Raw genomic sequence first — 12,126 nt, 5'->3', positions numbered from 1 at the left:
GGTCAGGCGGTTTGCCGCCGCCCGGCAAGAATACGAGCACAATTGCTAAATTATCGAAATTACAGATGACCGTGGTTTATCGCAGTCAGCGGCTCATTAACGTCGAAGATTTTGCAGATAACCTCATCCACCCCCAGAGACTTCAGGCGCGCGGTGTGCTTATTGAGGTAAGCAAGCGCGGTCTCTTCATCCTGGAAAAGATAAATTCCGCCTGCTTCATGATTCTGTTCGCTTTCAGTCCAAACCTTCCAGATAAACCCCGGCTCCTGGTTAATTGACTCGGCCAGCTCCACAAGCTGACGGGACATCTCGCTACCGAAGGGCCCGTTAAAGGCAAAGTGCAGCTGCAGTAGTTTTTTCGACATAGTTCCTCCTTGGATGGTGTACAGCGGTAATGCTTCATTTTAGTGACACAAGGGTGAAATTATCACCACTTATTTTTTAACGGCACGAAATGCTAAGTCACTGATTTTTAACCGCACAAAACATTAAAAAACCAACAACACGGCATGCTAAATCGCAGTTAATATTCAACTGGCAAATATAAGGTTGCTTATTAATCAAGGAAAAAGTATGGCACATAAAATCAAAGCGCTGGCGATATCGATCGGCGCAGCCCTGGCGTTAACCTCCTTTGCATCCCAGGCTGAAATTACGCTATTAAAACAAGACCCTCAAGCGGGCGATCCGTTAAGTCGACTGAACTTCACCGTCGGCGGGAGTATTCGTCCGCAGTTCAATATGATGTCCGGCGATGGCGATAAAGGCTCTTATAAACGTAACGGTTTCGACGGCGGCACCCGTTTCCGCTTCGCGGCTGACTACTATCTGTTTGATGATATTAGCTGGATCAGCTACTACGAGCTGGGTGTCAATATTCCGGCGCTCTTCGACTGGGATAACCACTATGCCGAAGGCGCAAACGACACCAGCCGCCGTATGCTCTACACCGGCCTGAAAAGCGATACCTGGGGGACGTTAACTTACGGTCAGCAGAACAGCGTTTATTACGATGTGGTGGGCGTGAAAACCGATATCTGGGATTACGACATGGTCGGTCAGGCTCCGGGCAACGGGATCAACGGCGATTACGATGGATCTTACCGTTCACGCAATATGCTGAAATATAAGAAAACCGTCGGCGACGTCGATCTCTATGCTTCTTATCTGTTTGAAGACAGCGAATATCTGCCGGGCAACGGTCTGCGCTATAAGCGTAAAGGCGGCGGCTCCATCGGTGCGGATTACCACATCATGAAGGACCTGACCTGGGGCACAGCGTGGAACTATACCCGCGCCGATATGCGTAACCCGTCAAATTCGGACAGCAAATCTTACGACCAGAATATCGTCGGTACCGCGCTGAGCTGGACGCCGGATAACTGGACCTTCTCCTTCGGCGGCGGTTGGTATCAAAACTTCCTGACCACCAAGAAAACCGATGTACACAACTACTTCGCGGGCGATGCCTGGGGGATTGAGTACTTTGCCGGTTATAAATTCCCGATTGGTCAGTATGCGCTGAAATCTATTCAGCCGTACTTTATGGGCGACCGCCTGCAGTACGTGAATGGCCGCAACTACCAGCGCATTGATAACGGCGTCGGCGTAAGCTTCCAGCTGGATTACGGCTTCCGCGTTGATTATGAACACGTCTTCACGTCCAGCACCGACAACCTGGGTGATATGAACCTGGTGCGTCTGCGCTACGACTTCTAAGTTGAGGCAGCTCCCCGGTGGCGCTGCGCTTACCGGGGCTACAAATCACGCCGACCGGTAGCCCGGCTAAGGCGCTTACGCCGTAAGCCGGGGCTCCAGGAATACAATTACCGCGCCAGCCAGGCGGCGACTTCCTGCCAGCTGCCGCGAAAAACAATCTTCTCCGCTTTTTTGCCCAGTTGATAACGGTACATCGGATCGTAATATTCGTTCAGCAGGGGAACCAGCCAGCTGAAATGCGCTTCGGTGCTGCCGGTACGCTGCTGCTCAGCCAGCGCCTCATTAAGCAGAGCGGTGAGCTGGGCAAAACGCTGTAACCCCAGGCGGCGGCGAATGGCGAACAGACCATGATGCAGATATTCGCTGTACTCTTGCCACCCTGGCTCCTCGCCATATGCGTCAATAAACTCACGATGCATCCGCGTGAAATACTCCTCGCGCAGCCGCTCAAGACGGATCTCAAACGGGTCCTCCACCACCGCCAGCGGCGACTGCGCCATACGCAGACGCATACACTCCGGCAGATGATTCGCGCCAATCATATGCCCTTCATCTTCCAGCACCCAGCGCGTCTGCTGCGCGGACTTTTTAAGCATCGCCACCGCCAGGTGATTTTCAAAGGTCGCCTGCTGATGTTGCTCCTGCAAAGTCCGGCCAAACGAAGAGCCGCGATGATGAGCGAGGCCCTCGAGATCGATACCGTCAGGTTGGGCGCAGACCAACTGGGTTTTTCCGTTACCGGTACAGCCGCCGATCAGCACGATAGGGCGCTGCACCAGCTCTTCGGTGAGCTGAATAGCCGCCTGGCGCAGTGCTTTATAACCGCCGACGATCAGCGGGTAATCAACGCCCGCTTCTTTCAGCCACTGCTGCACTATATGCGAACGCTGGCCGCCGCGGGCACAGCACAGGTAGCCATCGGGATGGCGTGCGCAGGCCTCTTTCCAGGTGGCAAGGCGGCTGGCGCGAACCTCGCCGTTCACCAGTTGGTGGCCCAGTGCGAGCGCGGCTTCCGCGCCCTGGCGCTTGTAGCAGGTGCCGACGGCGGCGCGTTCGTCATCGTTCATTAGTGGCAAATTGACTGCCGCAGGCATTGCGCTTTGCCTGAACTCAACCGGAGCGCGCACGTCAATCAGCGGCGTATCGCTGGCAAGAATCTGTCGAATATTCTGTGGTACTAATTCCATCATCCAAACCGTTAATCAATCCTGACGCGTCGCTCGACGCGATAATCCGTCTATTGTACGCGGTGAGCGGAATGCTGGATTGATTTTTCACGGTGTATCGCTGAATAGCGTCAGGAATCCCTGAATTTCCGGGGCCGAATGGCTGAACAGCGAAGCGATATCCTGCACCGCTTTACCGGGATGATCTTTACGCCAGGCGAGACTGAGAGGCGAGGGCGGGCGCATGGCCGGAATTTGTCGGGCAATCAGCTCGCCGCGGGCGATAAGGGGCTGGCACAGCGGCTCGGGTAAAAAACCAATACCGACGCCTGCGATATGCGCCGCGACTTTGGTTTCAATATCCGGAACGATAATCTCTTTTTGCCCCGGCAGACGCCAGGCGACGCGCTTGGTCAACCGGCGGGCGCTGTCCTCTATATTCACCGCCGGATAGCGACGCAGTTGCGCCTCAGATAGAGGATCGGTTTGCTGGCTGAGTGGGTGATGCGGCGACATCACGAACAGCCAGGTCACCTCGCCCAGCGGATTAACCGCAATATTTTCCGATAAGGGTTCGGTGCCGGTCACGCCAATCGCCAGCGAGAAATCATCGTGAAGAAGCGTATCCCAGACGCCCATATAAATTTGGCGTGAAAAATGAAATTGCGTAAAGGGGTAGCGTTGAGTGAGCCAGGAGAGCAGCCGCGCAATTGCGCTGGGGTCGTACATCAGGTTGTTGATGACAATATTGACCTGGCGCTCAACGCCGTCGTTAATCTGCTGCAGTTCTCCGGGCATGCTGTCAATCCAGCCCAGCCACTCTCTGGCCTGCGCCAGCAGGTGCATTCCCGCCGGGGTTAGCAGGACGCTGCGGGTGGTACGACTAAAGAGCGCCACGCCGGTGTTATCTTCCAGCAGCTTAATGCGATAGCTGATGGTGGCGGTGGTTTTGTACAGTTTTTCCGCTGCTCTGGAGAAGCTGCCGGTCTCCGCGACGCTCACAAATGTGCGCAGTGTTTCGGGATCTAGCATCGCCAATTTCCTCGTTATTTAATAATTCACCCCTGATTTTTAAGTATTTTTTCATAATATCCTTTTCAATAATGTGGCTTAAATCAGGTTTTGGAAAATTATTCCAACTTATAGTTGATGTCACTTTTAGATGACTCTGGATTGACCGCTACTGACATTACCCGCGATGTGTAAGACGGTAGAACAGTTTTTAATGACTAAGGAAAATGCAATGAAGCTTGAAGTATTGCCGCTGACGCGCGAAGCATTCCGCCTCTATGGAGATGTTATCGAAACGCAAGGACAAGATTTTTTCCATATTAATGATGGCAAAGTGCAGCGCTTTCACGATCTGGCGAAGGTCGAGACGCTCCAGCAGGATCGGACGCTGATCAGCATTAATCGCGCCCAGCCAGCGGTATTGCCGATTGTGGTTACCGAACTGGAACGCCATCCGTTAGGCACCCAGGCGTTTATGCCGATGAATGGTGAAGCCTTTGTCGTGGTGGTCGCGGCGGGGGGCGATGAGCCGGATATGAACACCCTGCGGGCCTTTATCTCTAACGGCTGTCAGGGCGTCAATTATCACCGCAATGTCTGGCATCACCCACTGTTTGCCTGGCAAACCGAAACTGATTTTTTAACTGTCGATCGCGGTGGAAAAGATAACTGTGATGTCGTGGAGATCCCGACCGTGGAGTTGAGCTTTGCGTGAGGTTGCACGTGACGCTACCGATTATCTTGCATAACATGTGGGCGCTTACACACTATTTATGCTCAGGTTTTGAGCCGGAGATAATCGAGGTATGACAGAAGTTAGAAGGCGCGGAAGGCCGGGCCAGCAGGAGCCGACCGCGCAAAAAGGCGCACAGGCGCTGGAGAGAGGGATCGCGATACTGCAATACCTTGAAAAGAGCGGCGGCAGTTCGTCGGTTAGCGATATTTCCCTGAATCTGGACTTACCGTTATCGACCACCTTTCGCCTGCTGAAGGTGCTGGAAGGCGCAGATTTTGTGTATCAGGACAGTCAGTTAGGCTGGTGGCACATCGGTCTTGGCGCATTTAACATCGGCTCGGCGTATATCCACAACCGGGATGTTTTATCAGTAGGCGGGCCGTTTATGCGCCGATTGATGCTGATGTCGGGTGAGACGGTCAACGTGGCCATTCGCAACGGTAACGAAGCGGTGTTGATTGGTCAGCAGGAGTGCAAATCGATGGTCAGGATGTGCGCTCCGCTGGGAAGCCGATTGCCGCTGCACGCGTCGGGGGCGGGGAAAGCGCTGCTGTATCCGCTGTCAGCAGAAGAGCTGATAGATGTCATCGTGAAGACCGGGTTGCAGCAATTTACGCCGACGACCATTGTCGATTTACCCGCGCTACAGCGCAATCTGGATGAGGCAAAAGTCAGCGGCTACTGCATCGACCAGGAGGAGCACGTGACAGGATTAAACTGTATTGCTTCAGCGGTTTACGATGATGTGGGGAGCGTAGTGGCGGCCATTTCGATTTCCGGGCCCGCTTCCAGACTCACTGCGGACCGCTTTGTCAGCCAGGGAGAGCTGGTGAGGGAGACCGCAAGGAATATCAGTACGGCGTTGGGTCTTAAAACTCAGGCGGATTGATAGCAGATTCGACCCGCTCGCAGGAGCGGGACTTTTTTGGCTGTATTCAAATTTGGAAAATTTTTCCAACATAGTGAGGTAGTGAAAATGGCAATAATGAGAGCCGTCGACGCGGCAATGTATATACTTGAAAAAGAAGGGGTTAACACCGCATTTGGCGTGCCTGGCGCGGCCATTAACCCTTTCTACTCAGCGATGCGCAAGCACGGCGGTATTCGTCATATCCTGGCTCGCCACGTAGAGGGTGCGTCGCATATGGCGGAAGGCTATACGCGCGCCACTGCCGGTAACATCGGCGTATGCCTGGGAACATCCGGCCCGGCGGGTACGGATATGATTACTGCCCTTTACTCTGCCTCCGCCGATTCCATTCCCATTCTGTGCATTACCGGTCAGGCACCGCGCGCTCGTCTGCATAAAGAGGATTTCCAGGCGGTGGATATTGAGTCTATCGCCAAGCCGGTCACCAAGATGGCGGTGACCGTGCGCGAAGCGGCGCTGGTGCCGGGCGTGCTGCAGCAGGCTTTCCACCTGATGCGTTCCGGCAGACCGGGTCCGGTGCTGATCGACCTGCCTTATGATGTCCAGGTGGCGGAAATCGAGTTCGATCCTGAGCTGTATTCGCCGCTCCCGGCTTATAAACCTGTTGCCACGCGTCCACAAATTGAACGTGCGCTGGCGATGTTACTGATGGCGGAGCGCCCGGTGATTGTCGCCGGTGGCGGGGTGATTAACGCCGACGCCGCGGCGCTGTTGCAGCAATTTGCGGAAATCACTCATGTGCCGGTGATCCCGACGCTGATGGGCTGGGGCTGTATCCCGGACGACCACGAGCTGATGGCGGGAATGGTTGGTTTACAGACCGCCCATCGCTACGGTAACGCCACGCTGCTGGCCTCCGACCTGGTGTTCGGTATCGGTAACCGCTTTGCTAACCGCCATACCGGTTCGGTAGAGAAGTACACCGCAGGGCGCAAAATCATCCACATTGATATCGAACCCACGCAGATTGGCCGCGTATTGTGCCCGGATTTAGGCATTGTCTCCGATGCGAAAGCCGCGTTAACCCAACTGGTGGAAATCGCGCAGCAGATGCAAAAAGAGGGCCGCCTGCCGCGCCGTGAGAGCTGGGTAGATGAGTGCCAACAACGCAAACGCACGCTGCTGCGTAAAACGCACTTCGATAACGTGCCGGTTAAACCGCAGCGCGTCTACGAAGAGATGAACAAGTCCTTTGGCCGCGACGTGTGTTACGTCACCACTATCGGTTTGTCGCAAATCGCTGCCGCGCAGATGCTGCACGTATTTAAAGACCGCCACTGGATCAACTGTGGTCAGGCGGGGCCGCTGGGCTGGACGCTTCCTGCCGCATTGGGCGTGTGTGCCGCCGATCCTGAACGCAACGTAGTGGCGATCTCCGGCGACTTCGACTTCCAGTTCATGATTGAAGAGCTGGCGGTAGGTGCGCAGTTCAATATCCCTTACGTTCACGTGCTGGTGAACAACGCCTACCTGGGCTTAATTCGTCAGTCGCAGCGCGCGTTTGACATGGATTACTGCGTCCAGTTGGCGTTTGAAAATATTAACTCCAGCGAAGTCAACGGTTATGGCGTTGACCACGTGAAGGTCGCTGAAGGCCTCGGATGTAAAGCGATCCGCGTTATCAAACCTGAAGATATCGCGCCAGCATTTGAACAGGCGAAAGCGTGGATGAAAGAGTATCGCGTCCCGGTCGTTGTGGAGGTGATCCTTGAGCGCGTCACCAATATCTCGATGGGCAGCGAGCTGGATAACGTCATGGAATTCGAAGACGTTGCCGACAGCGCCATCGATGCGCCGACCGAAACCTGCTTTATGAAATATGAATAAATGAGGTGAACCTATGTTGCGCTTTTCTGCCAACCTATCAATGTTATTTCTGGAATATGATTTTTTGGACCGCTTTGAGAAAGCGGCAGCCTGCGGTTTTCGCGCCGTTGAATTTATGTTCCCGTATGACTATGCGCCCGAGGTATTAAAGCAAAAGCTGAGCGACAACCAGCTGGAGCATACCTTACATAACCTACCCGCTGGCGACTGGGCGGCAGGGGAGCGCGGCATTGCCTGTATTCCCGGCCGCGAAGCGGAATTTCGCGAAGGCGTTGATGCCGCTATCCGCTACGCCAAAGCGCTGGGCAATCGCAAAATCAACTGTCTGGTCGGTAAAACGCCGATGGGCTATCGCGAAGAGCACATTCGCGCGACGCTGGTGGCGAATTTACGCTTTGCCGCCGCTGCGCTGGCCCAGGAAGGCATCCTTCTGCTGATTGAGCCGATTAATTATTTCGATATGCCGGGTTTTTATTTGAATACGACTCATCAGGCGCTGGCGCTGATTGATGAAGTGGGCAGCGATAATCTGAAAATCCAGTACGATATTTACCATATGCAGCGCATGGAAGGGGAATTAACCCATACGATGCAAACTTATGCCAATCGTATTGGCCATTTACAGATTGCCGATAACCCAAACCGCGGCGAGCCGGGAACCGGTGAAATTAATTATGATTATCTTTTTAAATTTATCGATAAATCTAATTATGACGGCTGGGTCGGCTGTGAATATAAACCGTTGAGCACCACTGAAGCGGGACTGACATGGTTTAATCACTACCGTTAATTCTTAATTTATCTTTGGGCAGTATTTATTATTCCATTTCCAGGAAGGGATAACTATTGCCCAAATAAATCGAAACAGAAATTCTAAGAGGACACTTATGAAACTGGGATTTATTGGTCTGGGTATTATGGGCACCCCGATGGCGATTCGCCTCGCTAAAGCAGGCCACGCTCTGCATGTCACCACCATTGGCCCGGTTGCCGACGAGCTGCTTTTGCAGGGCGCACAGCATCTGGCCACCGCAGAGCAGGTCGCGGAGCAATCTGAGATTATTTTTATTATGGTCCCGGATACCCCGCAGGTTGCCGAAGTGCTGTTTGGTGAACACGGCTGCGCCAAAGCGGCGCTGAAGGGAAAAACGCTTGTTGATATGAGCTCTATCTCACCGATTGAAACCAAACGCTTTGCGCAGCAGATTCGGGATTCAGGCGCGGATTATCTGGATGCGCCGGTTTCCGGCGGCGAAATCGGCGCGCGCGAAGGCACGCTCTCGATTATGGTTGGCGGTGAAGAAAGCGTGTTTAATCGCGTGAAGCCGCTGTTCGATATTTTGGGGAAAAATATCACCCTCGTTGGCGGCAATGGTGACGGGCAAACCTGTAAAGTCGCCAATCAGATTATCGTGGCGCTGAATATCGAAGCGGTCTCTGAAGCGCTGGTTTTTGCTTCGAAAGCCGGTGCCGATCCCGCTCGCGTACGTCAGGCTCTGATGGGCGGCTTCGCGTCTTCGCGCATTCTGGAAGTGCATGGCGAAAGAATGCTGAATCGGACATTTAATCCGGGCTTTAAAATTTCGCTGCACCAGAAGGACCTTAACCTTGCACTGCAAAGTGCGAAAGCGCTGGCGATTAATTTACCGAATACCGCAACCTGTCAGGAGCTATTTAACACCTGTGCCGCAAACGGTGGTAGTGAATTAGATCACTCGTCTTTAGTTCAGGCCCTGGAATTAATGGCAAATCATAAAATATCTTAATAAGAAAATGCTGCCGGTTCAGGCAGCATTTCTAAACCTCTGTGGTGAGTTTATGGATACTAACAATAAAACGGGTATCGACTATTGGAAGAAAATAGTCGTGGTAATGAGTCTGGGTTGGGTAGCGATATGGATTTACCGAACCGTATTAACGCCTATTTACCCTGAAATTCAGGCCTCGCTGGGCAACGTCAGCAATGCTGAAATTGGCGCAATTGCCAGCTTCTATTTTCTGGCCTACTGCGGAATGCAAATTCCCTGTGGAATTCTGGTTGATAAGCTGGGCCAGAAAATTATGCTGATGTGTGGTTTCTCACTGTTCATTATCGGCACGCTGAGCATCGCTAATGCAGGAAATCTGACGCTAATTTATATTGGTTCGTTGCTGGCCGGTGCGGGCTGCGCTTCCTTCTTTAGCTCTGCCTATTCGCTGTCGTCAGCTAACGTACCGCAGGAGCGCCGGGCGCTGGCTAACGCCATCATCAACAGCGGCTCCGCCATTGGGATGGGGATTGGCCTGATTGGCTCGAGCATCCTGGTCAAAAGTATGCATATGGCCTGGCAAAACGTGTTGTTTATCGTCGCCGCGATTCTGGTGGTGATGCTCTGCGTCTTTACCCTGGTGATTCGTCGCAAGCTGAAAGAGCCAGCCGCAGAGGTCAATAAAAATAGCGCCGTGGCGTCAGCACCCGTTGAGGATAAATCAGCACCGCTGTTTTCCCCGCTGCTATGCAGCGTCTACTTTCTCTATTTTTGCACCTGCTACGGCTATTATCTGATCGTCACCTGGCTGCCTTCTTATCTGCAAACCGAACGCGGGTTTGACGGCGGCGCCATTGGTCTTGCTTCAGCGCTGGTGGCGGTGGTCGGGGTTCCGGGCGCGCTGTTCTTTAGTCATCTCTCGGATAAATTCCGCGACAGTAAAGTTAAAGTGATCCTCGGGCTGGAGATCGTCGCTGCAGCAATGCTGATGTTTACCGTTCTGTCGCCGAATACCACCATGCTGATGATTAGCCTGGTGCTTTACGGCCTGCTGGGCAAAATGGCCGTTGACCCGATTCTGATCTCGTTTGTCTCCGAACAGGCGTCAGCGAAAACATTAGGTCGCGCCTTCAGCTTATTTAATTTCTTTGGTATGAGCTCAGCAGTGGTTGCACCGACGCTCACCGGTTTTATTTCCGACCTGACTGGATCAAAAGAAATTAGTTTTGTGATGTCTGCCGGGTTAGTTATCACCGGAACATTAGTGTTTGCGCTGATTACTTTGCGTAAGAACAAAATACAGCCTAAGACAATCCCAGTATAATAAAAATAATAATCATAATAATAAGTTTTTTGTTCCACATAGCTAAACCTATTTACAAACGTAATCCGATGCGTATTAAGAGGGAATTATGGAACAAACTCAAGATCTATATAAAGCCAGAGGTTACAGCGACGATCTGTTACCAAAAGTAGAATCGCAGCGTAACTGGAAAACATTTAACTACTTTACATTATGGATGGGCTCCGTACACAACGTACCTAATTATGTGATGGTTGGCGGGTTTTTTATTCTTGGTCTGTCAACGTTTAGTATTATGATGGCGATAATATTAAGTGCATTTATTATTGCGCTGGTGATGGTGTTTAATGGTGCCGCCGGGAGTAAATATGGCGTACCGTTTGCCATGATATTAAGAGCCTCTTATGGCGTGCGCGGGGCATTATTACCCGGACTGCTCAGAGGCGGCATTGCGGCGATTATGTGGTTTGGCTTGCAATGCTACGCAGGATCGCTGGCCTTTCTGATCTTATTAGGAAAACTGTGGCCGTCGTTTCTGACGCTCGGCGGTGATTTCAAGCTGCTGGGGCTGTCGCTACCGGGGCTGATCGCCTTTCTGGTTTTCTGGTTGATTAACGTTGGTATTGGTTTTGGTGGCGGAAAAGTTCTCAATAAATTCACCGCGATACTGAATCCCTGTATCTATATTGTTTTCGGCGGCATGGCAATCTGGGCTATCTCGTTGGTAGGGATCGGTCCGATCCTCGACTACCTGCCGACCGGGGTGGCAAAAGCGGAACATACTGGCTTCTTGTTCCTGGTGGTGATTAACGCGGTCGTCGCCGTATGGGCGGCTCCAGCGGTGAGCGCGTCGGACTTTACCCAGAACGCGCGCTCGTTTCGCGATCAGGCTCTTGGCCAAACGCTTGGCTTAGTGGTGGCTTATATTCTGTTTGCAGTCGCCGGGGTGTGCATTATCGCCGGAGCCAGTATCCATTACGGCATGGATACCTGGAACGTGTTGGATATTGTGCAGAAATGGGACAGCCTGTTTGCCTCATTCTTTGCGGTACTGGTGATATTAATGACCACGATTTCGACCAACGCCACCGGTAATATTATTCCGGCGGGTTATCAAATCGCAGCGATTGCCCCAAGTAAACTGACGTATAAAAACGGCGTGCTCATCGCCAGTATTATTAGTCTGCTGATCTGCCCATGGAAATTAATGGAAAACCAGGACAGCATTTATCTCTTCCTTGATATTATCGGCGGCATGCTTGGCCCGGTTATTGGGGTGATGATGGCGCACTATTTTGTCGTGATGCGCGGGCAAATTAATCTTGATGAGCTGTATACCGCGCCCGGTGATTATAAATATTTTGATAATGGCTTTAACGTTACTGCATTTATTGTCACGATTGTGGCGGTTATTTTGTCGCTGGGTGGGAAGTTTATTCCGCTACTGGAGCCATTCTCACGAGTGTCATGGTTTGTTGGCGTTATTGTCGCCTTTGCGGCGTACTCATTACTGAAAAAACGGACGCTGCCGAATAATGTTTCGCGCCCGGGTGTGGCTAACTGATTTTATTATTACCAGGAAGATTTATTTCATGGATGAAGAATTAATACCCAAAGCCATTCGCATTGCAACCTGCGTGGATGCAAGCAGAAGTATGGCGGGTAACTCGTCTGTACACATACAA

The 12,126-nt window shown here is 52.3% G+C and carries 11 protein-coding genes; 8 read left to right on the top strand and 3 right to left on the bottom strand.

Annotation, left to right across the window (positions count from 1 at the left end; all coding sequences use genetic code 11):
• Positions 1 to 59 precede the first annotated feature (59 nt).
• Positions 60 to 365, bottom strand: a complete 306-nt coding sequence (locus tag ACMYSL_RS21815; protein WP_110273111.1) for a monooxygenase — start codon at positions 363 to 365, stop codon at positions 60 to 62.
• A gap of 208 nt (positions 366 to 573) precedes the next feature.
• Between ACMYSL_RS21815 and ACMYSL_RS21810 the strand changes: the two genes are divergently transcribed.
• Entirely contained in the window at positions 574 to 1,719 is a 1,146-nt protein-coding gene (locus tag ACMYSL_RS21810) for a porin (RefSeq protein WP_182236876.1), read from the top strand.
• A 107-nt stretch (positions 1,720 to 1,826) separates the two neighbouring features.
• On the opposite strand, the gene mnmH is transcribed toward ACMYSL_RS21810, so the two are convergent.
• Both mnmH and allS read right to left on the bottom strand, forming a co-directional pair.
• Positions 1,827 to 2,906 (bottom strand): tRNA 2-selenouridine(34) synthase MnmH, encoded by a 1,080-nt coding sequence (gene mnmH / locus ACMYSL_RS21805; RefSeq protein WP_434664203.1) that lies wholly within the window; start codon positions 2,904 to 2,906, stop codon positions 1,827 to 1,829.
• Positions 2,907 to 2,993: 87 nt separating this feature from the next.
• Positions 2,994 to 3,917 carry an HTH-type transcriptional activator AllS gene (gene allS / locus ACMYSL_RS21800; protein ID WP_434659932.1) on the bottom strand — a complete coding sequence of 308 codons (924 nt, stop codon included), beginning with the start codon at positions 3,915 to 3,917 and terminating at the stop codon, positions 2,994 to 2,996.
• 211 nt (positions 3,918 to 4,128) lie between these two features.
• On the opposite strand from allS, the gene allA reads away from it, so the two are divergent.
• The 7 genes from allA (at position 4,129) to ACMYSL_RS21765 (ending at position 12,005) form a co-directional block, all read left to right on the top strand.
• Entirely contained in the window at positions 4,129 to 4,611 is a 483-nt protein-coding gene (gene allA, locus ACMYSL_RS21795; RefSeq protein WP_110273115.1) for an ureidoglycolate lyase, read from the top strand.
• Between the two features lie 91 nt (positions 4,612 to 4,702).
• Positions 4,703 to 5,521 (top strand): HTH-type transcriptional repressor AllR, encoded by an 819-nt coding sequence (gene allR, locus ACMYSL_RS21790; RefSeq protein ID WP_181483249.1) that lies wholly within the window; start codon positions 4,703 to 4,705, stop codon positions 5,519 to 5,521.
• A gap of 87 nt (positions 5,522 to 5,608) precedes the next feature.
• The gene (gene gcl / locus ACMYSL_RS21785; protein WP_434659931.1) at positions 5,609 to 7,390 is read left to right on the top strand and encodes a glyoxylate carboligase; all 1,782 of its coding nucleotides are present in this window, start codon (positions 5,609 to 5,611) and stop codon (positions 7,388 to 7,390) included.
• A 13-nt stretch (positions 7,391 to 7,403) separates the two neighbouring features.
• Positions 7,404 to 8,180, top strand: a complete 777-nt coding sequence (gene hyi / locus ACMYSL_RS21780; RefSeq protein ID WP_434659930.1) for a hydroxypyruvate isomerase — start codon at positions 7,404 to 7,406, stop codon at positions 8,178 to 8,180.
• Positions 8,181 to 8,277: 97 nt separating this feature from the next.
• Positions 8,278 to 9,156 carry a 2-hydroxy-3-oxopropionate reductase gene (gene glxR / locus ACMYSL_RS21775; RefSeq protein WP_434659929.1) on the top strand — a complete coding sequence of 293 codons (879 nt, stop codon included), beginning with the start codon at positions 8,278 to 8,280 and terminating at the stop codon, positions 9,154 to 9,156.
• A 52-nt stretch (positions 9,157 to 9,208) separates the two neighbouring features.
• Positions 9,209 to 10,462: an MFS transporter gene (locus ACMYSL_RS21770; protein WP_304256698.1), complete on the top strand. Its 1,254-nt coding sequence runs from the start codon at positions 9,209 to 9,211 to the stop codon at positions 10,460 to 10,462.
• Between the two features lie 88 nt (positions 10,463 to 10,550).
• A complete protein-coding gene (locus tag ACMYSL_RS21765; RefSeq protein WP_434659928.1) occupies positions 10,551 to 12,005 on the top strand; it encodes an allantoin transporter in 1,455 nt (484 codons plus the stop codon).
• Positions 12,006 to 12,126: the final 121 nt, after the last annotated feature.

Origin of the sequence: Klebsiella sp. MISC125, assembly GCF_051131775.1 — a bacterium.
Taxonomy (GTDB): Bacteria; Pseudomonadota; Gammaproteobacteria; order Enterobacterales; family Enterobacteriaceae; genus Klebsiella.
This window is presented reverse-complemented; position numbering and strand designations above follow the sequence as displayed.

Excerpts from the sequence above, each read along its gene's own strand:
- ACMYSL_RS21815 (WP_110273111.1), bottom strand. The coding sequence starts at position 365 with ATGTCGAAAAAACTACTGCAGCTGCACTTTGCCTTTAACGGGCCCTTC.
- ACMYSL_RS21810 (WP_182236876.1), top strand. The coding sequence starts at position 574 with ATGGCACATAAAATCAAAGCGCTGGCGATATCGATCGGCGCAGCCCTG.
- mnmH (WP_434664203.1), bottom strand. The coding sequence starts at position 2,906 with ATGGAATTAGTACCACAGAATATTCGACAGATTCTTGCCAGCGATACG.
- allS (WP_434659932.1), bottom strand. The coding sequence starts at position 3,917 with ATGCTAGATCCCGAAACACTGCGCACATTTGTGAGCGTCGCGGAGACC.
- allA (WP_110273115.1), top strand. The coding sequence starts at position 4,129 with ATGAAGCTTGAAGTATTGCCGCTGACGCGCGAAGCATTCCGCCTCTAT.
- allR (WP_181483249.1), top strand. The coding sequence starts at position 4,703 with ATGACAGAAGTTAGAAGGCGCGGAAGGCCGGGCCAGCAGGAGCCGACC.
- gcl (WP_434659931.1), top strand. The coding sequence starts at position 5,609 with ATGGCAATAATGAGAGCCGTCGACGCGGCAATGTATATACTTGAAAAA.
- hyi (WP_434659930.1), top strand. The coding sequence starts at position 7,404 with ATGTTGCGCTTTTCTGCCAACCTATCAATGTTATTTCTGGAATATGAT.
- glxR (WP_434659929.1), top strand. The coding sequence starts at position 8,278 with ATGAAACTGGGATTTATTGGTCTGGGTATTATGGGCACCCCGATGGCG.
- ACMYSL_RS21770 (WP_304256698.1), top strand. The coding sequence starts at position 9,209 with ATGGATACTAACAATAAAACGGGTATCGACTATTGGAAGAAAATAGTC.
- ACMYSL_RS21765 (WP_434659928.1), top strand. The coding sequence starts at position 10,551 with ATGGAACAAACTCAAGATCTATATAAAGCCAGAGGTTACAGCGACGAT.